This is a genomic window from Pseudomonas laurylsulfatiphila (assembly GCF_002934665.1).
In the GTDB taxonomy this organism is placed as follows: domain Bacteria; phylum Pseudomonadota; class Gammaproteobacteria; order Pseudomonadales; family Pseudomonadaceae; genus Aquipseudomonas; species Aquipseudomonas laurylsulfatiphila.
In genome coordinates, this window is record NZ_NIRS01000005.1 from 438547 (window position 1) to 464527 (window position 25981).

Genomic DNA, 25981 nt, shown 5'->3' on the forward strand with positions numbered 1-25981 from the left:
GCGGCTTAGATAGCGTCGGTATCGGTTTCGCCGGTACGGATGCGAATCGCCTGTTCCAGATTGACCACGAAGATCTTGCCGTCACCGATCTTGCCGGTGTTGGCAGCCTTGGTGATGGCCTCGATTACCCGGTCCAGATCCTTGTCGTCGATGGCGACGTCGATCTTCACCTTGGGCAGGAAATCGACCACGTATTCCGCGCCGCGATACAGCTCGGTGTGACCCTTCTGCCGACCAAAGCCTTTGACTTCAGTGACGGTAATGCCCTGCACGCCGATCTCGGACAGCGACTCGCGTACGTCGTCCAGCTTGAACGGCTTGATGATGGCAGTGACTAGCTTCATGAAAACTCTCTCCCGAATTGGTGGACTTGCCCCAGGAAAACAAACCCGTCTCAAGTCTAAGCGCAGTGCCTGGCTTTGTAACGCATCGTCGGCCTTACCTGCCCGTCCGACGCCAGCTAACCGCTCCTTGCGAAGCACTCCCCGTGATTCGCCTGGCGCACTGCATTCGTCACAGCGACTGCATCAGTGCATGGGTCACCAGCATCTAAGCAGAAAGCTTGCCATCTCCACAAAATTGACTGTTTTCAAGTCTTTACCGGCGGATGGCGAATACTTCGCGACAACACCCGGCACGTTACGCACAACAACGGTGCGACGCCGCCCGTCCCGATGCGCGAAAACCGTGCACCCCTTGCCCGCGCAAATGACTATAGACACTGCGTGATACACTGCCCGTCATTGTTTCCAGGACATCGCCCATGCTCGCGCCAAAAGACTTCCTCGACGCCCTGACCGGCACCGCCTCCCGCCTCTTCAGCGGCGACACGCCGCTGCCGAAAGCCGAAATCGAAAGCCAGTTCAAAATGTTGCTGCAGAGCGGCTTCAGCAAACTGGATCTGGTGAGCCGGGAAGAGTTCGATAGCCAGATGGTTGTACTGGCACGCACGCGGGCGCGGCTGGAGGCTCTTGAAACGAAGGTCGCGGAGATGGAAGCGAAGCTGAATCCGCCAACCGAGTAACCCATCAATCCCGCTTTGAAACACAGCCCCCTGTAGGAGCTGCCGAAGGCTGCGATCTTTTGATCCCAAGCCCCGCAAAAATCCCGGCAACGTCCTACAAACATCACTCCGCCGTCCGATTGCGTCGCCAGGTATCCGGTCTCTAAGCTCATCCCCGCTGAATGTTCAGCACTGGGTTTGGCGACCTAGATAGCATCCGACGCACCGCGACCACATTCGATTCAGGGAATTATCCCATCTCGAATTATGGCGGCTGTGCGTGGGAGACCTTCAGGTCTGCCGGTTTGTCCGGATGCACCGGTTCGCCAACCCGCGCGCAGCTGCCACCCTTTCGTTTGGCGACGAATAGAGGCAGCTTCCTTCATACGCATCCGGAGTTGCAAAATGGAAGAAAGCTATCTAATCCCTAACATCTTCACCCGCCACTAACTCCACCTCCACGCCCTCCTAATACATAACCAACCCTGGTTCAGCGCCCGCGACCTCGGCCGATTACTACGCATCCATCTCAACGACCGCCAACTCCGAAAACTCGATCCCGACCAATTCCAAACCATCAAATCCCTCATCCACGGTCACATCGAAAACACCCTGCTGATCAGCGAATCCGGTGTCTACGCCATGCTCGTCTACCACTACTGCCCCGAATATCGAGCCTTGCGTGAATGGCTCACCCACGAAGTCGTCCCCGCCCTGCGAGACGCCCAACACCCCACCACAACCGAACGCCCACAACTGAGCCTGCTCAACTGGCCGGAAATGTCGTTGAGCTTGCTGCACTGGAATAACCAGCCATGGATTCGGCTTCAGGATGTGCCGCAGATGATGACAGAGCGGAAGCAGGCAGGACGCCCAGTAATACCGTGGTGGAAGCGGGCTTCACGTGTCCTGCAGTCGCTTTGAATATTTAACGCTCAACCACGCTCGATCCGGGTTGAGCGCAACTCGTAGGTCGATTGCAGATTCAGCCAGAAATCGGGTGTGGTGTTCAGGTGGATGGATAGCTTTTGCGCCAGACCAACACTGACACCGCTCAGCTGATTCACAACATCACTTATTTCAGCCTCTGGCTCGTTCAGCGAGCGAGCCAGAGCATCGGCTGTCACGCCCAGCGGCTTCAAAAACTCCTCACTGAGAATTTCACCAGGATGAATCGGGCGCCTCCCATTCCTGTTCATTCACACCTCCTACGACTGCATTCAGCGAGATCATAAGCAGCAGCCTTCATCCGGCAAGACCATCCACGCTCTTTCACCGATGTCCTTCATCTGTCTCGGCAGGGTCCTACAAAAAGCAGCTCTCCGGCCTGATTTATTCCCCGGACCCGTTCCCCTACGCTTTTCACCTTGATATTCCATAGACGTTAGCAATGAGAAGAAAAGGGAAAGGCACGGACCTTCGTAACCAGACTTTTAAATCGAACGCACGGAAGCTTACCTACCAAGCATTTATTAAAAACATCGCGCCTCGTGCATTAAAAATGGACGTAGCAGCTGTCAGGTTTGAGCCGATTACCACAGCAGCGTTAGAGAAATGTCATTTATGGGAAGGAGCAACAATCTACCCATGGGATCACATCCCCGACTGGAAGCGCAAAGATGCCAAAGGTTTGGATTTGGCAATTTGGTATGGGCAGAATCTGTGTGGCTTGAGCTATGCAACACCGCGAAGGAGCGCTCTCTGTCTGAAGGTAGTTCTTCTGCAGAGCGATCCAGACAGATCCCATCCGCTTCGTGGCTTGATCGCTCCGATCGCGATACTGGCCGCTGATTTCTATGCGCGTATGCTTGGGTGCAGAGAGATCGAAATCCAGGACCCTGATCCGAACGTTGTTTTTTATTATCGAGATCTCGGGTTCGACTTTGACCATAACAACCGCCTTGTCATCTACTTGAGCGACCAATAACATCCAATCGCAGGAGGTGCGTATGAGCCCAAAAAAGCGAAAGGCGAAGCTGTTACAAGTTGTTGAGTTTCACGCCGAAGCACGTCGTTTGGCTGGAAATTTATCGGCCAATCAACGACGCTTTATTGAAGTCGCCATCGCGCGCGGTAAAGAACTTGAGCCAGGTGGTTGGTTGGCCGGTGGACGAAGCTGAATTTCTTTCGTGAAAGAAACCGTCTAAATGGCGGTTTTTTTGTACCTCGCCAATGCCCTGGTTCGTAACCGCAATATCTCGTGAAATTTTGCCCACGTAACCACCTCACCAATTCCCTCTCCCCCGTCTACCCTTCACAAACCCGCAGGAAGCGGTGCTCTTCAACTCAAGGAACGCCCATGTCCCTCTCCATCGTCCACAGCCGCGCCCAAGTCGGCGTGGAGGCGCCTGCCGTCACCGTAGAAGTTCATCTGGCCAACGGCCTGCCATCCCTGACCATGGTCGGCCTGCCCGAGGCGGCGGTGAAGGAAAGCAAGGACCGGGTGCGCAGTGCGATCATCAATTCGGGGCTGCAATTTCCGGCGCGACGAATCACGCTAAATCTGGCGCCGGCTGATTTGCCCAAGGATGGAGGGCGCTTCGATCTGGCGATTGCCCTGGGGATTCTCTCGGCCAGTGTGCAGGTGCCGACGCTGACACTGGATGACGTGGAGTGTTTGGGGGAGTTGGCCCTATCAGGTGCGGTGCGGGCAGTTCGAGGGGTGTTGCCGGCGGCGTTGGCGGCGCGCAAGGCCGGGCGCTGGCTGATGGTGCCACGGGCGAACGCTGAGGAAGCGTGCCTGGCGTCGGGACTGAAAGTGATTGCTGTCGACCATTTGCTGGAGGCCGTTGCGCACTTCAACGGGCATACACCGATCGAGCCTTATGCTTCCGATGGGCTGCTCTGCGCCAGCAAACCTTATCCCGACCTGAATGAAGTGCAAGGGCAGCTGGCGGCCAAGCGTGCGCTGCTGATTGCGGCTGCGGGCGCTCACAACCTGTTACTCAGTGGTCCCCCGGGGACCGGAAAAACCTTGCTGGCGAGTCGTTTGCCAGGGCTGCTGCCGCCGCTGACCGAAAGCGAGGCGCTGGAAGTGGCGGCGATTCAATCGGTCACCAGTTGTGTGCCCTTGCGTCACTGGCCACAGCGCCCCTTTCGCCAGCCCCATCACTCCGCCTCTGGCCCCGCTTTAGTGGGTGGCGGCTCGAAACCGCAGCCGGGTGAAATTACCCTCGCCCACCACGGCGTCCTGTTTCTTGATGAGCTTCCCGAGTTTGAGCGCAGAGTATTGGAAGTCCTGAGGGAGCCGATGGAATCCGGGCATATCGTCATCTCGCGAGCGAAAGATCGCGTGCGCTTTCCAGCACGCTTCCAATTGGTGGCGGCAATGAATCCGTGTCCCTGTGGATATCTTGGCGAGCCAAGCGGGCGCTGCTCCTGCACGCCGGACATGGTGCAGCGTTATCGCAACAAACTGTCGGGGCCGCTGCTCGATCGCATCGACCTGCACCTGACTGTTGCCCGGGAAGCCACGGCGTTGAATCCCAAAGTGAAGCCAGGCGAGAACAGCGCCAGTGCTGCGTCGCTTGTCGCCGAGGCTCGTGAGCGCCAGCAGAAGCGCCAGGGTTGTGCCAATGCGTTTCTCGATCTGCCGGGTCTGCGCCAGCACTGCAAGTTATCCACAGCCGATGAGCACTGGCTCGAATCTGCCTGTGAACGACTGACCCTGTCGCTGCGCTCGGCCCACCGATTGCTCAAGGTGGCACGGACGCTGGCGGATCTGGAACAGGTTGATGCGATCAGCCGTGAGCATCTGGCGGAGGCGTTGCAGTATCGGCCGGCGACTCAGTGAGTCTGAAACCGAGGCGCGCCCTTCGCGAGCAGGCTCGCTCCCACATCTATGGTTACCCCCTTTTCTGCAATACTGTTTTTGATGCGTGTTTGGCTTGCTTTCATCTATCCGGCGTCTGAGTTGGGGTTGTAGCCCCAGCGCCTCGATGAGAATCGATGCCCAACGATCCTGATTAAGAGAACGGCCTTTCAGCCGTGTGAGAGCCCAGGGTTGTCGTCAGGCCGGTTGGCCGTTCACGTCATCTGTTATCCAGCATCGCAAAACCAGGTGGGTGGTGCTCGGGTGGCAGCGGGGTCAGGCGTTCATCGCGGCTGGCCCCGCATCGAATTCAGTGTGGTGGGCCGCAATCGCCCAAGCGATCCTGGCCAGCTTGTTGGCCAGCGCGCAGACCACGAGATTGGAGTGATGGCGCGATGCCAAGAGTTGGCGGACCCAGTCCGCCAAAGCGCCTTTCTGACGGTCCAGCTGTATCAAATAAACCCGGGCGCACTGGATAAGCAGGCGCCTCTGGTTTCGATCGCCGCGTTTACTGATGCCCAAAAGCACTGTTTGGCCGCCCGTGGAATGCTGTTTGGGCACCAGGCCGATGGAGGCCGCATAACCTCGCCCACACTTGAACTGTTTGCCATCACCGAGCTCGGCAGCCAGGGCGCTGGAGGTGATCGGGCCGACACACGGCATGGTCATCAAACGAGCCGCCAGATCATCTTCAGCGGCTTGGCACTCAAGGTCTTTGTCCGAGGTCTTGACCTGCTCATCCAGATAACAGAAATGCCCATGCAACCTCATCAGAATTTTTTTGAGGGGGACAGAGAATGAACCTGCTTCAAGCAGCGCCGGAAGTTCTATGATGGACTTGAAACCTGGGGCCAGGCTGACGCCAACCTCCAGGAGGGCGGCGTGAATCCGATTGACGGTAGCGGTACGGTCTTTGATGAACGCATCACGTGTCGAGTTGAGCATGGCCAGCACCTGCTGGGCCTGGGTCTTGGGGGCCACAAAACGCATGGTGGGGCGGGTCGCCGCCTCGCAGATCGCTTCGGCGTCGGCGAAGTCGTTCTTGTTGCTTTTGACGTAAGGACGCACCAGATGCGGGGCAATGAGCTTGGGTGTATGCCCCAGTTTGGCCACCTCCTGTGCCATGAAATGGGCTCCGCCGCAGGCCTCCATCGCGACAGTACAGGGGTCGAGGTTGGCCAGATATTGAATGAGAGACGGCCGAGTAAACTTTTTGCGGCAAAGCTCATGACCGCGCTCATCTTGAGCGTGCAGGTGAAAGGAGTGTTTTCCCAGGTCGATGGCGGCAATAGCGACTTTCATGGCAACGATCTCCGATAAACCCCCTGTGAAAGCTTAGTGGGCGATCACAGGGAGCAGCGGGGGTAACCATTTCATTAGGGGACGGCGATGAGGGGAGAAAGCGGAGACATCGTTCAACTCAGGTGCACGACATCCGGCAACTCCATGGACCGGACTTCGTTTTGCAGAAAGTCGCTGAGCCGGCGCATGCGTTCGCCACCGGGACGGGTTTTCGGCCACACGAGGTAATAACACAAGCCGCTGGCCACCGCTGTCGGCCACGGCAGGCTCAAACGTCCCTGGGCCACGTCCTCCGCGACCATCAGCAGATCGCCCATGGACACGCCATAGCCTCGCGCAGCGGCGATCATGCCCAGTTCCAGGGTATCGAACACCTGCCCGCCCTTGAGCGACACCTGTTCAGCCAGGCCCATGCGCTCCAGCCAGTTGCGCCAGTCGCGGCGGTCCGGCGTCGGGTGCAGCAACTCGGTGTTGCTCAGGCGCTCGACATCCCAGGGCTGGTCACCCCGCAGATGAGGCGCGCCGACCGGGATCAACTCCTCCGGGAACAGGTAACTCGCCTCCCAGTCCGGAGGGAAGTGTCCGTTGCTTAACAGCACCGCACAGTCGAACGGCTCGTCGTTGAAATCCACGGAGTCGACGTCCATCCACGCACTGGTCAGCTGCACTTCGTTACCCGGTTGCAGATGACGGAAGCGACTGAGGCGCGCCAGCAACCAGCGCATGGTCAGGGTCGACGGGGCTTTCATACGCAGGATGTCGTCTTCGGCACGCAAGGTATTGCAGGCGCGTTCCAGGGCGGTGAAGCCCTCGCGAATACCCGGCAACAGCAAACGGGCCGACTCGGTCAGTTGCAGGTTGCGGCCACTGCGGTGAAACAAGCGGCAGGCAAAATGCTCTTCGAGCGTACGAATGTGCCGGCTGACCGCACTTTGGGTAATGGACAGTTCTTCCGCGGCCCGGGTAAACGACGTGTGTCGCGCCGCCGCTTCAAATGCGCGCAAGGCATATAAGGGAGGAAGACGACGCGACATCAGGAAAGCTCCTACAGCGGTTTTTGGATACCCTAGCAGAAACTATCCAGCATGAGTTTGAATCATGCTACCCATCCTTTTTATCCCTTTGTGCAAACGCCGCAGAGCGCCGAGAATCGACGCTTTCCTGTCCACTTCTAGAATCGAGCGCGATGACCATGCAGCATCCAGCACGTACTGAACTCTGGGCCATCCTGCGGCTGGCGGGGCCGCTGATTGCCTCGCAGTTGGCGCACATGCTGATGGTCCTCACCGACACCCTGATGATGGCGCGCCTGAGTCCCGAGGCGCTAGCCGGTGGCGGGCTCGGCGCGGCGACCTATTCGTTCGTGTCGATTTTCTGCATCGGCGTGATTGCTGCCGTCGGCACTCTGGTGGCGATCCGTCAGGGGGCTGGCGACATTCTCGGGGCGACCCGGCTGACCCAGGCCGGGTTGTGGCTGGCATGGCTGATGGCGCTGGTCGCCGGTTTGCTGCTGTGGAACCTCAAACCGGTGCTGCTGCTGTTCGGCCAGACCGAAAGCAATGTCCAGATGGCCGGGCAGTTTTTGATATTCCTGCCGTTCGCCCTGCCCGGCTACCTGAGCTTCATGGCCCTGCGCGGGTTCACCAGCGCCATTGGCCGTGCGACACCGGTTATGGTTATCAGCCTGGGCGGGACCGTGGCCAACTTCCTGCTCAACTATGCGCTGATTACCGGCATGTTCGGCCTGCCGAAACTGGGGCTGATGGGCATCGGGCTGGTCACGGCGATTGTCGCCAACCTGATGGCCCTGGCGCTGGCGTGGCACATTCGTCGGCACCCGGCGTATGAGGCCTATCCGCTGCGTCAGGGCCTGTCACGGCTGAACCGTCAGTACCTGAAGGAGTTGTGGCGTCTGGGCCTGCCGATTGGCGGCACCTACGCGGTGGAAGTCGGGCTGTTTGCCTTCGCCGCGCTGTGCATGGGCACCATGGGTAGCACGCAACTGGGTGCACACCAGATCGCCCTGCAAATCGTCTCGGTGGCGTTCATGGTGCCGGCGGGCATTTCCTATGCGATCACCATGCGGATCGGTCAGCACTACGGCGCCGGGCAATTGCTGGATGCGCGGCTGGCCGGGCGGGTCGGCATTGCGTTCGGGGCGGCGGCGATGCTGTGTTTCGCCATGGTCTTCTGGCTATTGCCGAATCAGTTGGTCGGTTTGTTTCTCGACCATAACGACCCGGCGTTCCGCGATGTCATCAACCTCGCCGTGAGCCTGCTGGCGGTGGCGGCATGGTTCGAGCTGTTCGACGGCACGCAAACCATTGCCATGGGCTGCATTCGCGGGCTCAAGGATGCCAAGACCACGTTCCTGGTGGGCCTGGGTTGCTATTGGCTGATTGGCGCTCCGGCGGCGTGGTGGATGGCGTTCCACCTGGACTGGGGGCCAACGGGTGTCTGGTGGGGCCTGGCGCTGGGCCTGGCGTTTGCGGCGGTGAGCCTGACGCTGGGGTTTGAGTGGAAGATGAAGCGGATGATCAAGCGCGAAACGACGTCAGAGCAGCGCTTCGAAGTCGCTCAGCCTGACTGAGATCCCTTGTAGGAGCGAGCCCGCTTGCGATAAATCCGAGAACGCCGCGGGGCACCTGCCAACCAGCGTTATCGTTGACGACCATCGCGAGCAAGCTCGCTCCTACAGGGTTCCGTGGCAACCAATTACTCGTGATCAGATCACGACTTCCAGCGGCGGCTGCTGACTGGAGCCAAACATCAGATATTCCACCAGCTCGGCCAACGGCAATGGCCTGCTGATCAAATACCCCTGCACCTGATCGCATTCGAACCCGCGCAGCAGATCCAGTTGCTCCGGTGTCTCCACACCTTCGGCGACCACCTCAAGGTTGAGGTTGTGTGCCAGGTTGATCATCGCGTGGACCAGCTTGCGGTTTTCCTCACGCTGTTCCATGCCGCCGACAAAGCTCTTGTCGATCTTCAGCAAAGTGATCGGCAGGCTGTTGAGGTGCACGAACGACGAGAAGCCGGTGCCAAAGTCGTCGAGAGAGAAGCGCACACCGAGGCGCCCGAGGGCGTCCATGGTCTGCTTGACCAGATCGCTGCGGCGCATCACCGCCGTTTCGGTCAGTTCGAACTCCAGCCACTGCGCCTCGACGCCGCGCTCGGCAATCAGGCGGCTCAGGGTCGACAGCAACTGGCTGTCCTGGAACTGTCGGAACGACAGGTTGATCGCCATGTGCAACGGCGGCAAACCCAGCTCAAGCAGCGCCTGCATGTCGCGCAAGGCCCGGGAAATCACCCAGTAGCCCAGCGGCACGATCAGGCCGCTTTGCTCGGCCAGCGGCACGAATTCGCTTGGCGGCAGCAAGCCGCGCTCGGCATGCCGCCAGCGCACCAACGCTTCGAGGCCGACGATCTGTCCGTCTTCAAGGTTCAGCCGTGGCTGGTAGTGCAATTCCAGCTCATCGCGGCGCAGTGCCCGGCGCAGTTCGGTTTCGAGGTCGGCGATGCTGCGGGCATTGCGATTGATGCGCTCGTTGAAAATATGAAAGGTGCAACCTTGCGTGCTTTTGGCCTGCTGCATCGCGATGTGCGCGTGCCACATCAGCGGGTCCGCGCCGGCCTGGGCCCGGGCGTGGGCAATGCCCAGGCTGGAGCCGATCAACAAGCTTTCGCCGTCGATCCAATAGGGCTCGGCCAGCGCTTCGCTGATGCGCTCGGCCATCCACTCGGCACGCTGGGGAGCGCGACGGGTGTCGATCAGCAGCGCGAACTCATCGCTGCCCAGGCGTGCCAGTTGATCACCGGCTTCAAGCTGGCTCTTGAGCCGCGCCACCACTTGCAGGATCAGGCGGTCACCGGCCTGATGGCCGAGGGCATCGTTGGCATAACGAAAGTTGTCGAGGTCGAGATGACCGAGGGCCAGGCCGCGACCGTCGTTTTCCGCCAGCCGCGCCGTCAACAGGGTCTGAAAGCCCTGGCGGTTGGCGATGCCTGTGAGCGGATCTTGCTCGGCCAGGCGTTGCAGGGTGTTTTCCAGGACGCCACGTTCGCGCACATGGCGCAGGCAACGGCGCAACATGCCCGGATCGAGATGATCGCGCACCAGCCAGTCACTTACACCGTCAGGCGGGGTCAGCGGCTCATGGTCGAGCAGCAACACCGTCGGCAGGCTGCAACGGCCCGGCGCCGGTTGAAGTTGCGGGATCGTCAATAACACCGCGCTGCGGTTGTCATCGAACAGGCTGCTGACCGACTCCCAACTCGGCGCGCTGATGAGCACGGCCGAGCTCCCCATCGGAGCCAGACACTCGCGCAACAACGCTGCCCACGCTGGCTCTTCGGCCAGTAGCAGCAAACGCAAGGGTTCGACAGGCGTAGACAAGCTAGCTCCCTAGACTCTGCAAAGATGTAGGCGACGGGCATTATGCCGTCCCGATAACTAATGACAATGACATCAGTTATCAAAACGGGCCCTTTGTATCTGGAATTACGAACATTAGCCGCAAATTCGTTGCGCATCCTGCGTGAAAGTAACAAAACCGGCAATTGCAGATAGCGCGGTACGTCACAAGTCGGACAGAGCAGCACAATTCGCTGAGCCTGTTAAAATGCCGGCCCATTTCGTGACTGACTCCTGAATTTACCTATGTCCCGACTCAATCCCCGGCAGCAAGAAGCCGTGAGCTACGTCGGCGGCCCTCTTTTGGTGCTCGCCGGTGCAGGCTCCGGCAAGACCAGTGTGATCACGCGCAAAATCGCGCACCTGATCCAGAACTGCGGCATCCGCGCCCAGTACATCGTCGCCATGACCTTTACCAACAAAGCCGCCCGCGAGATGAAGGAACGGGTCGGCACCCTGCTGCGTGCCGGTGAAGGTCGCGGGCTGACGGTTTGCACCTTCCACAACCTGGGCCTGAACATCATCCGCAAGGAACACGTGCGGCTGGGCTACAAACCGGGCTTCTCGATCTTTGACGAGACCGACGTCAAAGCCCTGATGACCGACATCATGCAGAAGGAATACTCGGGCGACGACGGTGTCGACGAGATCAAGAACATGATTGGCGCCTGGAAAAACGACCTGATCCTGCCGGCTCAGGCCCTGGAAAACGCGCGCAACCCCAAGGAGCAGACCGCTGCCATCGTCTACACCCACTACCAGCGCACGCTCAAGGCGTTCAACGCAGTGGACTTCGACGACCTGATCCTGCTGCCGGTGAAGCTGTTCGAAGAACACGCCGACATCCTGGAAAAGTGGCAGAACAAGGTGCGCTACCTGCTGGTCGACGAATACCAGGACACCAACGCCAGCCAGTATTTGCTGGTGAAAATGCTCATCGGCAAACGCAACCAGTTCACCGTGGTGGGCGACGATGACCAGTCGATCTACGCCTGGCGCGGTGCCCGCCCGGAAAACCTGATGTTGCTCAAGGAAGACTACCCGTCCTTGAAAGTGGTGATGCTGGAGCAGAACTACCGCTCCACCAGTCGCATCCTGCGCTGCGCCAACGTGCTGATCTCGAACAACCCTCACGAATTCGAAAAACAGCTGTGGAGTGAAATGGGTCACGGCGACGAGATCCGCGTGATCCGCTGCCGCAACGAGGACGCCGAGGCCGAGCGTGTGGCCATGGAAATCCTCAGCCTGCACTTGCGCACCGACCGGCCTTACAGCGATTTCGCGATCCTCTATCGCGGCAACTACCAGGCCAAGCTGATCGAGCTGAAATTGCAGCACCACCAGGTGCCGTATCGCCTGTCCGGCGGCAACAGCTTTTTCGGCCGTCAGGAAGTGAAAGACCTGATGGCCTACTTCCGCCTGATCGTGAACCCGGATGACGACAACGCCTTCCTGCGGGTGATCAACGTGCCGCGCCGCGAGATTGGCTCGACCACGCTGGAGAAGCTGGGTAACTACGCCACCGAACGCAAGATCTCGATGTACGCCGCCACCGACGAAATCGGCCTGGGCGAGCATCTGGACAGCCGCTTCACCGATCGCCTGTCGCGCTTCAAGCGCTTCATGGACAGGGTGCGCGAGCAGTGCGCCGGCGAAGACCCGATCTCGGCCCTGCGCAGCATGGTCATGGACATCGACTACGAGAACTGGCTGCGCACCAACAGCTCCAGCGACAAGGCCGCCGACTACCGCATGGGTAACGTCTGGTTCCTGATCGAGGCACTGAAGAACACCCTGGAAAAAGACGAAGAAGGCGAAATGACCGTCGAGGACGCCATCGGCAAACTCGTCCTGCGTGACATGCTCGAGCGTCAGCAGGAAGAGGAAGACGGCGCCGAAGGCGTGCAGATGATGACCTTGCATGCGTCCAAGGGCCTGGAATTCCCCTACGTGTTCATCATGGGCATGGAGGAGGAAATCCTCCCGCACCGCTCCAGCATCGAAGCCGACACCATCGAAGAAGAACGTCGCCTGGCCTACGTGGGCATTACCCGCGCGCGCCAGACCCTGGCCTTCACCTTCGCGGCCAAGCGCAAGCAGTACGGCGAGATCATCGATTGCGCGCCGAGCCGCTTTCTCGATGAGTTGCCACCGGACGATCTGGCCTGGGAAGGCAACGACGACACACCGACCGAAGTCAAAGCCGTGCGGGGCAACAACGCATTGGCGGATATACGCGCGATGTTAAAGCGCTAGAATTGACCACTTTTATATGACCTTCGGCGCACAGGCGCCAAAAGAGGACAGCTTCATGGAAGCCCTGCACCAGAAAATTCGCGAACAAGGCATTGTGCTTTCCGACCAGGTCCTGAAGGTCGACGCCTTTTTGAACCACCAGATCGACCCGGCCCTGATGAAGCTGATCGGCGACGAATTCGCCACGCTGTTCAAGGACTCGGGTATCACCAAGATCGTCACCATCGAAGCCTCGGGCATCGCCCCGGCAATCATGACTGGCCTGAACCTCGGTGTGCCGGTGATTTTCGCCCGCAAGCACCAGTCCCTGACCCTCACCGAAAACCTGCTGTCGGCGACCGTGTACTCGTTCACCAAGCAAACCGAAAGCACCGTGGCGATCTCCCCGCGCCACCTGACCAGCAGTGACCGCGTGCTGATCATCGATGACTTCCTGGCCAACGGTAAGGCGTCCCAGGCGCTGATTTCGATCATCAAACAGGCCGGCGCCACTGTGGCGGGGCTGGGCATCGTGATCGAGAAGTCGTTCCAGGGCGGCCGTGCGGAGCTGGATTCGCAGGGTTATCGCGTGGAGTCGTTGGCTCGCGTGAAGTCGTTGGCCGATGGGGTTGTGACCTTCATCGAGTAAGCCGGGACACAGTAATACCTTGTGGGAGCGAGCCTGCTCGCGATTGCATAGTGTCAGTCGACATCTTCGTTGACTGACACACTGCTATCGCGAGCAGGCTCGCTCCCACAGTTGATTTTGGGTGGGCAGTTATTGCGCGGTGGCTTTCAGGCCAGCCAGCAGTAACCGCTGATACAAATCCTCCTTCAGTCCCTCCGGGTTGGCCAGCTGCATGCGCTCCAGATGCTCCGGGAACGCTGCCGCCTCCGGCGCATCCAGCGCTGCCTTGCCCAACTCCAGCACCTCGCTCAGCTTGAACTTGCTCTTGAGCCAGTTCAGCGCCCGCAACACATCTCGCTCGACCTCGGTGAAATCACACCCCAGCGGATACTCTGGAAACAGCTGCGGATGCTGTGCCTGAATGCCCTGCAACCGCTGCGGACTGTTATCGGTAAAGCGCGGCTCGAGTCGGAAGTCCTTGGGCAATTTGCCGACCTTCTGCGCCTGTTCAATCAATCCCGACTGAAAACGCGAGTCGCTGATATTGAGCAAGGCTTCGATCACTGCAGCATCGGTTTTGCCACGAAGATCGGCGATGCCATATTCGGTGACCACCACGTCCCGCAAGTGCCGGGGAATCGTGCAGTGGCCATACTCCCAGACGATGTTCGAGCTGACATCGCCGCCAGACTCACGCCAGCTGCGCAGCAGCAACACCGAGCGCGCGCCTTGCAGCGCATGGCCCTGAGCCACGAAGTTGTATTGCCCGCCTACGCCGCTGAGCACACGTCCGTCTTCGAGCTGATCCGCCACCGCGGCACCGAGCAAGGTCACGGTGAACGCGGTGTTGATGAACCGCGCATCCAGGCGCTGCAAGCGCTTGAGTTCTTCCTGGCCGTAGAGTTCGTTGATGTAGCTGATGCGGGTCATGTTGAATTCGAGCCGCTTGTTTTGTGACCATTCGCGCAAGCGTTCGTAGTAGCTGCGCGGACCGAGGAAGAAACCGCCGTGCACCGAGATGCCATCGGTTTGCGCAGCCTCGTCGAGGGTGCCGGCATTCGCCTGCTGCTGGGTCGCCACGTCCGGATAAACCTTGCGCCGTACGATTCCGGCATCGGCCAGCACCAACAAGCCGTTGACGAACATTTCGCTGCAGCCATACAGGCCTTTGGCGAAGGGTTCGATGCCACCTTGGCGCTCGATCAGTTGCGCCCAGTGGCTGAGGTTTACGTCGGCCAGCAACGCCTTGTAAGCGTCGTTGTCCGCTTGCCGCGTCAGCAGCGCCGCCGTCAGCGCATCGCCCATGGAGCCGATGCCGATCTGCAACGTACCGCCGTCACGCACCAGGGTGCTGGCATGCAAGCCGATGAAATGGTCCTGACACCCCACCGGCATGTTCGGCGTGGAAAACAGTGTGGTGTGGTCTTTCTCATCGATCAGCAGGTCAAAGGTGTCGATGCCCAGTTCCGCATCGCCGGGCATGTAGGGCAGATCGTTGTGCACCTGGCCGACCATCAGGATGATTTCTCCGGCGGCGCGGCGCTTGGCGATCATCGGCAACAGGTCGAGGGTGATGTCCGGGTTGCAGCTCAAGCTCAAGCGGTCGGGATGCTCGGCATGACTGGCCACCAGTTGCGCCACCAGGTTCAAACCGGCGGCATTGATGTCCCGCGCCGCATGGCTGTAGTTGCTGCTGACGTAATCCTGCTGCGCCGTGGCACTGTTGAGCAGGCTGCCGGGCTGCATGAAAAACTGCTGGATGTGGATGTTGCCCGGGAGTTGATCGCGACGCAGGTCGGCGAGGAAATCCAGCTCCGGATAATCGCCGAACACCCGTTCGACAAAGGGTTCCAGGAAGCGCTTTTGCAATCCGTCGCCCAAGGGCGGGCGGCCCAGACACAACGCGGTGTAGATCGTCAGCCGCCGCTCGGGCAACTGTGCGATTCGTCGATACAGCGCGTTGACGAAGTGATTGGGTTTGCCCAACCCCAGAGGCAGGCCCATGTGGATATGTGCCGGCAGCCTTGCCAAGACGTCATCGACTGCCCGCTCGATAGAACACAGCTGAACCATCGGATTCTCCCTCACGTTCCATGACTTGGGCTTTGACCGAGCTTGCCGGGTCTTTGCTGCAATGAACAGCCTGTATCGGCCAACCGCCCGACACAAAAACCTTGTAGGAGCGAGCTCGCTCGCGATGGTCGTCAACGATAACGCGGCGAGCCTGACACCCCACGGCGCCTTCGAATTCATCGCGAGCAGGCTCGCTCCTACAGGGATTGGGGGCACAAAAAAACCGTCCGAAGACGGTTTTTTGCGGAAGATCTGGCGCTTACTTCAAGCCGGACATCTTCTGGATGGCGCCTTTGAGCTCAGCATCGGAGCAGTCGGCGCAGGTGCCTTTAGGCGGCATCGAGTTGATACCGGTAATGGCTTTGGCCAGGATGCCGTCGAGGCCGCCCTGGTGATCGGCACGTTCTTTCCAGGCGCCAGCATCACCGATTTTCGGTGCGCCCAACAGGCCTGAACCGTGGCAAGCATTGCAATGTTTTGCAATCACTTCATCCGGGGTTTTTGCACCGCCACCGCCGCCAGCAGCAGTGGCCACTTCCATGCCCTTGCACTCTTTGCCCTGAACACAAACCTGGCCGACTGGCTCAAGGCGTTTGGCGATATCGTCGTTGGTCGCAGCCTGAGCGCTGACACTGACAGCCCATAGGGCCAATACGGTTGCTGGTGCAGCCAGCATTTTCATAATTAGGTTCACGCGTTCACCCTCAATGGTGGCTAGTCACGCCTACGGCCACGGTTCGCAGGCGGGCGCAAGTATAGCGGTAAGCCCGTCGCACTGAAACAACCCCAAAGTCGCAAGGGTCTTAGGCTGCGGCGGAAAAACGGCCCGGGCGCCTCTGCGATGCTGGCAGGACGCCTCTTTTCTTAGAAATTCGCCGGCGTGGCTGCGCTGATTAGTCGCGCAGGCGCATCGAACGGATTCCGGAAACGGTGTGGCTTGGTACTTTCAAAGTAGTAGCTATCACCGGCTTCGAGGACAAAAGTTTCGAGACCGACCACCAGCTCCAGTTTTCCTTCGACCAGGATGCCGGTTTCCTCACCCTCATGGGTGAGCATCTCGTCACCGGTGTCGGCGCCTGGCGGATAGATTTCATTGAGGAATGCGATAGCCCGGCTCGGGTGGGCCCGACCGACCAATTTCATGGTCACGGCGCCATCGGAAATATCGATCAGCTCGTTGGCCTTGTAGACGATCTGGGTCGGCTTTTCCTGCAGGATTTCTTCGGAAAAGAACTCGACCATGGACATGGGAATCCCGCCCAACACCTTGCGCAACGAACTGATCGAAGGGCTCACGCTGTTCTTTTCGATCATCGAAATGGTGCTGTTGGTGACGCCCGCCCTTTTGGCGAGCTCACGCTGGGAAAGGCCTTTGAGCCTACGGATGGATTGCAGTCGTTCACCGACGTCCAAAGCTTGCGCCTCCAGGATTCAAGATTGTTGGAATAGTGGACGTTATCATGGCGACAGCGTTCAGTATTTACAACACCTTGACCTGAATCCTGCTCAGCGAGGCGACTTCCGGTCTGGAGCCTTGTGCACTAAGCCCCGGAATAGAGCAGTGGCACCCGGCGCAGGTTGCAGAAAATCTGGTACGGAATCGTGCCGGCAGCCATGGCTACATCACTGGCGAGGATGTTTTTGCCCCACAACTCGACGGTCGAACCGAGACCGGCCTGCGGTACATCGGTCAGGTCGATGCAGAGCATGTCCATCGACACCCGGCCGATCAACTGGCTGCGTTGCCCGGCAACCAGCACGGGGGTGCCGGTCGGTGCCAGACGCGGGTAGCCGTCGGCGTAACCCAAGGCCACCACACCGATGCGCATCGGTTTGGGCGTGATGAACCTGGCGCCGTAACCGACTGGCTCGCCAGCCGGCAGTTCGCGGACACTGATGACTTTCGACTCAAGGGTCATCACGGGTTGCAGGCGTGAGGCTACTTCGTTGGCCTCTTCGAACGGCGTGGCACCATAGAGCATGATGCCGGGACGTACCCAATCGCTTGGAATCTGTGGCCAACCGAGCACCGCCGGCGAGTTGCGCAGGCTGACCTCGGCGGTCAAGCCCTTGCGCGCCGCTTCAAATACCGCCACCTGATCGGCACTGGCCTGTTCGTGCAGTTCATCGGCACGCGCAAAGTGGCTCATCAGCACGACCTTCGCGACCTTGCCGCTGGCCAGCAGCCGTTGATAGGCAACCTGATAATCCGCCGGGTGCAGCCCCACGCGGTGCATGCCCGAATCGAGCTTCAGCCACACGGTGATCGGCTTGCTCAACGCCGCTTTCTCGATGGCTTCGAGTTGCCACAGCGAATGCACCACGCACCAGAAATCATGCTCGACGATCAGCGCCAGCTCATCGGCTTCGAAAAAACCTTCCAGCAACAAGACCGGTGCACGAATGCCCGCCGCCCGCAGCTCCAGCGCCTCTTCGATGCAGGCCACGGCAAACCCGTCCGCCTCGGCTTCCAGCGCCTGGGCGCAACGCACCGCGCCATGGCCATAGGCATCGGCCTTGATCACCGCGAGGGCTTTGGCCCCCGTGAGCTCACGGGCGATTCGGTAGTTGTTGCGCAGGGCTTGAAGGTCGATCAGGGCACGGGCAGGACGCATGGCGGCAGACTTCTGGTCGGGTTATCGGGAAGAAAAACCGGCGCTGGCTGACAGCGTGAACCACCAACAGCACCGGGAGAGGGATCTTTTCTTACAGGCTTATGGCAGAGCGGCTACAACCGACAGCTCGACCAGGATTTCCGGTTCGCACAATTTCGCTTCAACGGTGGCACGGGCCGGGGCGACGCCTTTTGGCAGCCAGTTGTCCCATACCGCGTTCATGCCTTCGAAATGTGCATCGATGTCTTTCAGGTAAATCGTCACCGACAGCAGGTTGTGCTTGTCGGTGCCGGCCAGATCGAGCAAGCGCTCGATGTTGGCGAGGGTTTCACGGGTCTGCTGTTCAATCCCGGCGTTCATGTCGTCGCCTACCTGTCCGGCCAGGTAAACCGTGCCGTTATGGGTGACGATCTGACTCATGCGCTCATTGGTGAGCTGGCGCTGGACTGACATGCTTTGCAGACTCCTGGGTTTTGTTGCCGTAACGGGAAATATCGAGGCCTTCGGCGCTGATCTGCGGCTTTTTCTTCGCCATCAGGTCGGCCAGCAAACGGCCGGAGCCGCAAGCCATGGTCCAGCCGAGCGTGCCGTGACCGGTGTTCAGGAACAGGTTCTTGAACGGCGTGGCACCAACAATCGGCGTGCCGTCCGGAGTGGTCGGACGCAGGCCGGTCCAGAAGCTGGCCTGGGCCAGATCGCCGCCCTGAGGATAAAGATCGTTGACGATCATCTCCAGGGTTTCCCGGCGACGCGGGTTCAGCGACAGGTCAAAACCGGCAATCTCGGCCATGCCGCCGACGCGGATGCGGTTGTCGAAACGGGTGATCGCGACCTTGTAGGTCTCGTCGAGAATGGTGGAGGTCGGGGCCATCGCCGAGTTGGTGATCGGCACAGTCAGGGAGTAGCCCTTAAGCGGGTACACCGGCGCCTTGATCCCCAGCGGCTTGAGCAGTTGCGGCGAGTAGCTGCCCAGGGCCAGCACGTAGCGGTCGGCGGTTTCCAGCTTGCCGTCGATCCATACGCCGTTGATGCGGTCACCGGCGAAATCGAGGCGCTGAATGTCCTGACCGAAACGGAATTGCACACCGAGGTTCGCGGCCATTTCTGCGAGCTTGGTGGTGAACATCTGGCAGTCGCCAGTCTGGTCGTTCGGCAGGCGCAGGGCACCGGCGAGGATGTCAGTCACGCTGGCCAGCGCTGGCTCAACGCGGGCAATGCCTTCACGGTCGAGCAGTTCGAACGGCACGCCGGACTCTTTCAGCACGGCGATGTCTTTCGCGGCGCCGTCCAGTTGAGCCTGGGTGCGGAACAGTTGGGTGGTGCCGAGGCTGCGGCCTTCGTAGGCGATGCCGGTTTCGGCACGCAGTTCATCGAGGCAGTCACGGCTGTACTCGGACAGACGGACCATGCGCTCCTTGTTCACCGCATAACGGCTGGCGGTGCAGTTGCGCAGCATCTGTGCCATCCACAGGTACTGGTCGATGTCGGCAGTGGCCTTGATTGCCAGGGGCGCGTGGCGCTGCAACAGCCACTTGATGGCCTTGAGCGGCACACCCGGTGCGGCCCACGGCGAGGCATAACCCGGCGAGACCTGCCCGGCGTTGGCGAAACTGGTCTCCATGGCAGCAGCCGGCTGCCGGTCGACGACCACCACTTCAAACCCGGCACGGGCCAGATAATAAGCACTGGTGGTACCGATGACGCCGCTGCCCAAGACCATGACGCGCATTTTCATATCCCTCATCGCGGCTAACCGCTGACGTTTGTTGTTCAGAGCTTTAGATGCGCGCAGTGTAAAAAAGATTTGCCAGTGCTTTTCACTATATAAGCGCCTATATTTGGCGACAATTCTCGGCAAAAACCCTTTTCACGGAGGCGCATCCCCTATGCGTACCAACACTCAGACCAAACGTGAGCTGGACAAGATCGACCGCAACATCCTGCGGATCCTGCAAGCGGACGGGCGGATTTCCTTTACCGAGCTGGGGGAAAAGGTCGGGCTCTCGACCACGCCCTGTACTGAGCGGGTCCGGCGTCTGGAGCGCGAGGGGATCATCATGGGCTACAACGCCAGGCTAAATCCGCAACACCTGAAGGGTAGTCTGCTGGTGTTCGTCGAGATCAGCCTGGATTACAAATCCGGCGATACGTTCGAAGAGTTCCGACGTGCGGTGCTGAAATTGCCCCATGTACTGGAGTGTCATCTGGTGTCAGGGGATTTCGACTACCTGGTGAAGGCGCGGATTTCCGAGATGGCCTCGTACCGCAAGTTGCTGGGCGACATCCTGCTCAAGCTGCCCCATGTGAGGGAGTCCAAGAGCTATATCGTGATGGAAGAGGTGAAGGAGAGTTTGACTTTGCCGATTCCGGATTGAGGAGCAATGGATCAAAAGATCGCAGCCTTCGGCAGCTCCTACATTGGAGCGCGTGGTCCGCTGCGATCTTTTAAACCAGCACCTGCCGGGTGCTGGCCATATACTCGAACACCTGCTTCTCCACCCGCGGATGAATCAACTCCACCGGCCCGCGCCCATTGGGGCATGGCAAGGTCTTGGTGGTGCCGAACAACCGGCAGATCAGTGGCCGTTCGTCATACACCGTGCAGCCATTGGGCCCCAAATGCACACAGTTGAGCTCTTCCATGGCGGCATCCTGTTCGGCGCGCGTCTTGCGCGGCAGGCGCGACATTTCTTCCGGCGAGGTGGTCACCGGCCCGCAGCAGTCATGGCAGCCGGGCACGCACTCGAATGAGGGAATCTGTTGGCGCAATGTGCGGATTGTCTGGCTGTTGCAGCTCATTGCAGCGGTGACCCAAAGCGGAATAGAGCGCGATTCTGACGCAAAAGCCCCGATCCAGACAGCACCAGCCGACCAATGTTGCCCGTCCGGGAAGGTCCGGCTTATGCTCCGTCAAATTTTCTAAACGCAAGAATCAGGAACACGCACATGACCCCACGTGCTCAACAGCCTGCTCTGAACCACACCGCGTCCTACTACGCCGCCACCAGCCTGCCGCAGCCCGAACTTCCGGTGCTCAAAGGCGAAGTGCGGGCCGATGTCTGTGTCGTGGGTGGCGGGTTTTCGGGGTTGAACACGGCGCTTGAGCTGGCCGAACGCGGCCTCAGCGTGGTGTTGCTTGAGGCCCACAGAATCGGTTGGGGCGCCAGCGGACGCAATGGCGGGCAGCTGATTCGCGGCGTCGGCCACGGCCTCGATCAATTCACCAACGTCATCGGTGCCGAAGGCGTGCGGCAAATGAAACTCATGGGCCTGGAAGCCGTGGAAATCGTCCGGCAACGGGTCGAGCGCTTCCAGATCCCCTGCGACCTGACCTGGGGTTACTGCGACCTCGCCAACAAGCCCAGCGACCTTGAAGGGTTCGCCGAGGATGCCGAAGAACTGCGCAGCCTCGGATATCGCTACGAGACCCGTTTGCTGCAAGCCCATGAGATGCACACCGTGGTCGGCTCCACACGGTACGTCGGCGGCCTGATCGATATGGGCTCGGGGCACCTGCACCCACTGAATCTGGTCCTGGGTGAAGCGGCGGCGGCGCAACAACTGGGGGTCCGACTGTTTGAACGGTCGGCCGTGACTCGCATCGACTATGGCCCCGAGGTCAAGGTCCATACCGCCGAGGGCTCGGTGCGCGCCAAAACCCTGGTGCTGGGCTGCAACGCCTACCTCAATAACCTCAACCCGGAACTCAGCGGTAAAGTCCTGCCCGCCGGCAGCTACATCATCGCCACCGAACCACTGAGCGAAGAACAGGCCCACGCCCTGCTGCCGCAGAACATGGCGGTCTGTGACCAACGGGTGGCGCTGGACTACTACCGGCTCTCGGCGGACCGGCGCCTGTTGTTTGGCGGCGCCTGCCATTACTCCGGCCGCGACCCGAAAGACATCGCCGCGTACATGCGTCCGAAAATGCTCGACGTTTTCCCGCAATTGAGCGCAGTGAAGATCGATTACCAATGGGGCGGCATGATCGGCATCGGCGCCAACCGCCTGCCGCAGATCGGGCGACTCAAGGACCAGCCGAACGTGTATTACGCCCAGGCCTATTCCGGTCATGGCGTGAATGCCACGCACCTGGCCGGCAAGCTGCTGGCCGAAGCCATCAGCGGCCAGCACAGCGGCGGCTTCGATCTGTTCGCCCGGGTCCCGCACATCACCTTCCCCGGCGGCAAGCATTTGCGCTCGCCGTTGCTGGCGCTGGGGATGTTGTGGCATCGGCTGAAAGAGTTGGTCTGAAGGTTTGGCGGGGCCTGTACCGGCGCCATCGCGAGCAAGCTCGCTCCCACAGTGTTTGGCGGTGTTCACAAGATTTGTGTTCACCACCGCTCCTTGTGGGAGCGAGCTTGCTCGCGATGAGGCCCTGAAGAACACTGCAAAGCTCAGATCCGCCAGAAAGGCTTCAGCCCCTCATCCAACGCCTGCTCCCGTGTCAGTCCGACATCCTTGAGCTGATCCGGTGTCAGCGCCAGCAACGCCTTGCGCGTGTGCAGCCGACGCCAGAACTGATCCCAACGACTCTGGCCGGACGACGCATCGTGCATGCCCGCCTCCCGCGCGCCGTTGTTCTGCCCTGTCGCCAGTTCCTGACTGTGTAATGTCAGCCGCACATCGCTCAAACCGTTCATCTTGGATGCTCCTGTTTACTTGGGTAGCCAGAGGTTCCATGATGCGCGGGCGGGGAAAAGCATTACAGATTCAAAGCAACTGTATTAACTCCATACAGTTTTGCCGATTCCGCCACTGAATCCCGATTTTTCGTCTGATCTGTACTGGTTAACCGAATCATCCCTATCGAGGCTGCACCATGACCCTTTACGTCAACCTGGCCGAACTGCTCGGCACGCGTATCGAACAGGGCTTCTATCGCCCTGGTGACCGGCTGCCCTCGGTACGAGCGCTGAGCGTCGAGCACGGCGTCAGCCTGAGCACGGTGCAGCAGGCCTATCGGGTGCTCGAAGACAGCGGGCTGGCCACGCCACGTCCCAAGTCCGGGTACTTCGTCCCGGCCAGCCGCGAACTGCCGGATTTGCCGGGAGTCGGCCGCCCGGCCCAACGGCCGGTGGACATCTCCCAGTGGGATCAGGTGCTGGAGTTGATTCGCGCCGTGCCGCGCAAAGACGTGGTGCAACTGGGTCGCGGCATGCCGGACATCACCAGTCCAACCATGAAGCCACTGTTGCGCGACCTGGCACGGATCAGCCGGCGGCAGGACATGCCCGGCCTGTATTACGACAACATCCACGGCAACCTCGAACTGCGCGAACAGATCGCCCGCCTGATGCTCGATTCCGGCTGCCAGTTGGGCGCCGGCGACCTGGTAGTGACCACCGGTTGCCACGAAGCGCTATCCACCAGCATTCGCGCGATCTGCGAACCGGGAGACATTGTGGCGGTGGACTCGCCGAGCTTTCACGGTGCGATGCAGACCCTCAAGGGCCTGGGCATGAAGGCCCTGGAAATCCCCACCGACCCACTGACCGGCATCAGCCTCGAAGCGCTGGAACTGGCCCTGGAGCAGTGGCCGATCAAGGTCATACAGCTGACGCCCAACTGCAACAACCCGCTGGGCTACATCATGCCCGAGTCGCGCAAACGCTCGTTGTTGACGCTTGCGCAGCGGTTTGACGTGGCGATCATCGAGGACGATGTGTATGGCGAACTGGCCTACACCTATCCGCGCCCGCGCACGATCAAGTCCTTCGACGAGGACGGTCGCGTCCTGTTGTGCAGTTCGTTTTCCAAGACCCTGGCCCCGGGCCTGCGCATCGGCTGGGTCGCGCCCGGCCGCTATCTGGAACGGGTGCTGCACATGAAATACATCAGCACCGGCTCCACCGCGCCGCAGCCACAGATCGCCATCGCCGAATTCCTCAAGGGCGGCCATTTCGAACCGCATTTGCGGCGGATGCGCACGCAATACCAGCGCAATCGCGACCTGATGATCGATTGGGTAACCCGCTACTTCCCGGCCGGCACCCGCGCCAGTCGCCCACAAGGCAGCTTCATGCTGTGGGTCGAACTGCCGGAAGGCTTCGACACCCTGAGACTGAATCGCGCCTTGCACGACCAGGGCGTACAGATTGCCGTGGGCAGTATTTTTTCCGCCTCCGGCAAATACCGCAATTGCCTGCGCATGAACTACGCTGCCAAGCCAACACCGCAGATCGAAGACGCAGTGCGCAAGGTCGGTGCGACAGCGATCAAACTGCTGGCGGACACCGATCAGCTCAGCGACTGACTTTTATTCTGGATTTAGCGTCCATATGCCTGACTATGCCGCCAAACGGAACGACCCTACGTGAGAGTCAGACAGCCCCTGCTTGCTCTTGTGCTACTCGCCGCGTTCCTGGGCGGGTGCGCCAGCCTCGACGTACAGCGTATACCGAGCCAGGCGCTGCCGGCTTCAGACTCCGCATTCGGCCGCTCGGTCCAGGCACAGGCCGCGCCTTACAAGGGACAATCGGGCTTCCGCCTGCTATCGGACAGCACCGAGGCCTTCACCGCCCGTGCCGAACTGATCCGCAATGCCCAAAGCAGCCTCGATTTGCAGTATTACATCGTGCACGACGGCATCAGCACGCGCATGTTGATCGAGGAATTGCTCAAGGCCGCCGACCGGGGCGTGCGGGTACGGGTACTGCTTGATGACACAACCAGCGACGGCCTGGACCGCGTCATTGCCACCCTCGCCGCGCACCCGCAAATCCAGATCCGCGTGTTCAATCCGCTGAACCTGGGCCGCAGTACGGGGGTGACACGGACCGTAGGCCGACTGCTCAACCTGTCGCAACAGCATCGACGCATGCATAACAAGTTGTGGCTGGCGGACAGCAGCATGGCCATCGTCGGCGGGCGAAATCTGGGGGATGAGTATTACGATGCCGAGCCCAACATGAATTTCACTGACATCGACTTGCTCGGTGTCGGCCCGGTTGCCGAGCAACTCGGGCACAGTTTCGACCAATACTGGAACTGCGCCCTGAGCAAGCCGATCGACGAATTCCTGTCGAGCAAGCCCACCCCCCGCGACCTGGAAAACACCCGCACCCGACTGGAGGAGTCCCTGGCGGAAACGCGCAAACAGAATCATGCACTCTACAAACACCTGATGACCTTCGCCACCCATCCGCGCCTGGACATCTGGCGCCGCAAACTGATCTGGGCCTGGAACCAGGCATTGTGGGATGCGCCGAGCAAGGTACTGGCCAAAGGCGAGCCCGATCCGCAGTTGCTGCTGACCACGCAATTGGCGCCTGAACTCGACGGCGTCCGTAAAGAGCTGATCATGATTTCGGCTTACTTCGTGCCTGGCCAACCGGGGCTGGTGTACCTGACCGGGCGCGCCGATGCCGGCGTTTCGGTGCGTTTGCTGACCAATTCTCTGGAAGCCACGGACGTTCCCGCGGTTCATGGCGGTTACGCGCCCTATCGCAGGGCATTACTGGAACACGGCGTGAAGCTGTACGAATTGCGTCGCCAACCCGGCGAGGGAGGCGGCAGCGGTAGCGGGCCGCATCTGTTTTCCAGCAGTTCCTATCGCGGCTCCGATTCCAGCCTGCACAGCAAGGCGATGATCTTCGACCAGCAGAAATCCTTTATCGGCTCGTTCAATTTCGATCCGCGCTCAGTGCTGTGGAACACCGAGGTCGGCGTGCTGGTGGACAGCCCGGAATTGGCTGCACGGGTCCGCGAACTGGCGCTGCAGGGCATGGCACCAGCCCTGAGCTATCAAGTGGAGCTGGAAAACGGTCAGATTGTCTGGAGCACGGAAGACGACGGAAAAATGCACACCCTGACCAAGGAGCCAGGGAGCTGGTGGCGTCGTTTCAATGCGTGGCTGAGCAACACGGTTGGGCTGGAGCGGATGTTGTAGCCCCCT

24 protein-coding genes and 1 pseudogene are annotated in these 25981 nt (G+C 60.2%); 12 read left to right on the forward strand and 13 right to left on the reverse strand.

What is annotated here, in order from left to right:
• Positions 1 to 5: 5 nt before the first annotated feature.
• Positions 6 to 344 carry a P-II family nitrogen regulator gene (gene glnK, locus CD175_RS20590; protein WP_002555808.1) on the reverse strand — a complete coding sequence of 113 codons (339 nt, stop codon included), beginning with the start codon at positions 342 to 344 and terminating at the stop codon, positions 6 to 8.
• A 419-nt stretch (positions 345 to 763) separates the two neighbouring features.
• Between glnK and CD175_RS20595 the strand changes: the two genes are divergently transcribed.
• Positions 764 to 1024 (forward strand): accessory factor UbiK family protein, encoded by a 261-nt coding sequence (locus tag CD175_RS20595; RefSeq protein ID WP_007980822.1) that lies wholly within the window; start codon positions 764 to 766, stop codon positions 1022 to 1024.
• A 384-nt stretch (positions 1025 to 1408) separates the two neighbouring features.
• Positions 1409 to 1927: pseudogene (locus CD175_RS20600) on the forward strand (BRO-N domain-containing protein).
• Between the two features lie 11 nt (positions 1928 to 1938).
• On the opposite strand, the gene CD175_RS20605 reads toward CD175_RS20600, so the two are convergent.
• Entirely contained in the window at positions 1939 to 2202 is a 264-nt protein-coding gene (locus CD175_RS20605) for a HigA family addiction module antitoxin (RefSeq protein ID WP_104450263.1), read from the reverse strand.
• Between the two features lie 191 nt (positions 2203 to 2393).
• Here CD175_RS20605 and CD175_RS20610 point away from each other — a divergent pair, with 191 nt between their 5' ends.
• The 3 genes from CD175_RS20610 (at position 2394) to CD175_RS20615 (ending at position 4796) form a co-directional block, all read left to right on the forward strand.
• Positions 2394 to 2930 (forward strand): N-acetyltransferase, encoded by a 537-nt coding sequence (locus tag CD175_RS20610; RefSeq protein WP_104450264.1) that lies wholly within the window; start codon positions 2394 to 2396, stop codon positions 2928 to 2930.
• A 22-nt stretch (positions 2931 to 2952) separates the two neighbouring features.
• Complete coding sequence (locus CD175_RS31375; RefSeq protein WP_167399546.1) at positions 2953 to 3123, forward strand: hypothetical protein; 171 nt, start codon at positions 2953 to 2955, stop codon at positions 3121 to 3123.
• Positions 3124 to 3302: 179 nt separating this feature from the next.
• Positions 3303 to 4796, forward strand: a complete 1494-nt coding sequence (locus CD175_RS20615; RefSeq protein WP_104450265.1) for a YifB family Mg chelatase-like AAA ATPase — start codon at positions 3303 to 3305, stop codon at positions 4794 to 4796.
• 294 nt (positions 4797 to 5090) lie between these two features.
• Here CD175_RS20615 and CD175_RS20620 read toward each other — a convergent pair whose 3' ends face one another.
• Together CD175_RS20620 and CD175_RS20625 are read right to left on the reverse strand one after the other, a co-directional pair.
• A complete protein-coding gene (locus CD175_RS20620; protein ID WP_104450266.1) occupies positions 5091 to 6116 on the reverse strand; it encodes an IS110 family RNA-guided transposase in 1026 nt (341 codons plus the stop codon).
• Between the two features lie 113 nt (positions 6117 to 6229).
• Complete coding sequence (locus CD175_RS20625) at positions 6230 to 7150, reverse strand: LysR substrate-binding domain-containing protein (RefSeq protein WP_104450267.1); 921 nt, start codon at positions 7148 to 7150, stop codon at positions 6230 to 6232.
• Between the two features lie 158 nt (positions 7151 to 7308).
• On the opposite strand from CD175_RS20625, the gene CD175_RS20630 reads away from it, so the two are divergent.
• Entirely contained in the window at positions 7309 to 8706 is a 1398-nt protein-coding gene (locus CD175_RS20630; protein WP_104450450.1) for a NorM family multidrug efflux MATE transporter, read from the forward strand.
• A gap of 135 nt (positions 8707 to 8841) precedes the next feature.
• On the opposite strand, the gene CD175_RS20635 is transcribed toward CD175_RS20630, so the two are convergent.
• Positions 8842 to 10515 (reverse strand): putative bifunctional diguanylate cyclase/phosphodiesterase, encoded by a 1674-nt coding sequence (locus CD175_RS20635; RefSeq protein ID WP_102699678.1) that lies wholly within the window; start codon positions 10513 to 10515, stop codon positions 8842 to 8844.
• A gap of 264 nt (positions 10516 to 10779) precedes the next feature.
• Here CD175_RS20635 and rep point away from each other — a divergent pair, with 264 nt between their 5' ends.
• A complete protein-coding gene (gene rep / locus CD175_RS20640) occupies positions 10780 to 12789 on the forward strand; it encodes a DNA helicase Rep (protein ID WP_007975144.1) in 2010 nt (669 codons plus the stop codon).
• Positions 12790 to 12844: 55 nt separating this feature from the next.
• Positions 12845 to 13417: a xanthine phosphoribosyltransferase gene (locus CD175_RS20645; protein ID WP_007975145.1), complete on the forward strand. Its 573-nt coding sequence runs from the start codon at positions 12845 to 12847 to the stop codon at positions 13415 to 13417.
• 129 nt (positions 13418 to 13546) lie between these two features.
• On the opposite strand, the gene CD175_RS20650 is transcribed toward CD175_RS20645, so the two are convergent.
• The 6 genes from CD175_RS20650 to dadA form a co-directional block, all read right to left on the reverse strand.
• Positions 13547 to 15469: an acetyl-CoA hydrolase/transferase C-terminal domain-containing protein gene (locus CD175_RS20650; protein ID WP_104450268.1), complete on the reverse strand. Its 1923-nt coding sequence runs from the start codon at positions 15467 to 15469 to the stop codon at positions 13547 to 13549.
• 259 nt (positions 15470 to 15728) lie between these two features.
• Positions 15729 to 16151 (reverse strand): c-type cytochrome, encoded by a 423-nt coding sequence (locus CD175_RS20655; protein WP_104450269.1) that lies wholly within the window; start codon positions 16149 to 16151, stop codon positions 15729 to 15731.
• 182 nt (positions 16152 to 16333) lie between these two features.
• Complete coding sequence (locus tag CD175_RS20660) at positions 16334 to 16882, reverse strand: cupin domain-containing protein (protein WP_007975150.1); 549 nt, start codon at positions 16880 to 16882, stop codon at positions 16334 to 16336.
• A 128-nt stretch (positions 16883 to 17010) separates the two neighbouring features.
• Positions 17011 to 18084: an alanine racemase gene (alr, locus tag CD175_RS20665; RefSeq protein ID WP_104450270.1), complete on the reverse strand. Its 1074-nt coding sequence runs from the start codon at positions 18082 to 18084 to the stop codon at positions 17011 to 17013.
• Between the two features lie 99 nt (positions 18085 to 18183).
• A complete protein-coding gene (locus tag CD175_RS20670) occupies positions 18184 to 18537 on the reverse strand; it encodes a RidA family protein (protein WP_007975152.1) in 354 nt (117 codons plus the stop codon).
• Positions 18509 to 19813, reverse strand: a complete 1305-nt coding sequence (gene dadA, locus CD175_RS20675; protein WP_007975154.1) for a D-amino acid dehydrogenase — start codon at positions 19811 to 19813, stop codon at positions 18509 to 18511. Before dadA ends, CD175_RS20670 begins: the two co-directional genes overlap by 29 nt.
• A 157-nt stretch (positions 19814 to 19970) precedes the next feature.
• Between dadA and CD175_RS20680 the strand changes: the two genes are divergently transcribed.
• Positions 19971 to 20459, forward strand: a complete 489-nt coding sequence (locus tag CD175_RS20680) for an Lrp/AsnC ligand binding domain-containing protein (RefSeq protein WP_007975155.1) — start codon at positions 19971 to 19973, stop codon at positions 20457 to 20459.
• A 70-nt stretch (positions 20460 to 20529) separates the two neighbouring features.
• On the opposite strand, the gene CD175_RS20685 is transcribed toward CD175_RS20680, so the two are convergent.
• On the reverse strand, positions 20530 to 20883 hold the full coding sequence (locus CD175_RS20685; RefSeq protein WP_007975156.1) for a YkgJ family cysteine cluster protein: 354 nt from the start codon (positions 20881 to 20883) through the stop codon (positions 20530 to 20532).
• A gap of 147 nt (positions 20884 to 21030) precedes the next feature.
• Here CD175_RS20685 and CD175_RS20690 point away from each other — a divergent pair, with 147 nt between their 5' ends.
• Positions 21031 to 22338: an NAD(P)/FAD-dependent oxidoreductase gene (locus CD175_RS20690; RefSeq protein ID WP_104450271.1), complete on the forward strand. Its 1308-nt coding sequence runs from the start codon at positions 21031 to 21033 to the stop codon at positions 22336 to 22338.
• Positions 22339 to 22481: 143 nt separating this feature from the next.
• Here CD175_RS20690 and CD175_RS20695 read toward each other — a convergent pair whose 3' ends face one another.
• A complete protein-coding gene (locus CD175_RS20695; protein WP_104450272.1) occupies positions 22482 to 22727 on the reverse strand; it encodes a DUF1127 domain-containing protein in 246 nt (81 codons plus the stop codon).
• Positions 22728 to 22906: 179 nt separating this feature from the next.
• Between CD175_RS20695 and CD175_RS20700 the strand changes: the two genes are divergently transcribed.
• Entirely contained in the window at positions 22907 to 24340 is a 1434-nt protein-coding gene (locus tag CD175_RS20700; RefSeq protein WP_104450273.1) for an aminotransferase-like domain-containing protein, read from the forward strand.
• Positions 24341 to 24400: 60 nt separating this feature from the next.
• Positions 24401 to 25975 carry a phospholipase D family protein gene (locus tag CD175_RS20705; protein WP_104450274.1) on the forward strand — a complete coding sequence of 525 codons (1575 nt, stop codon included), beginning with the start codon at positions 24401 to 24403 and terminating at the stop codon, positions 25973 to 25975.
• Positions 25976 to 25981 lie beyond the last annotated feature (6 nt).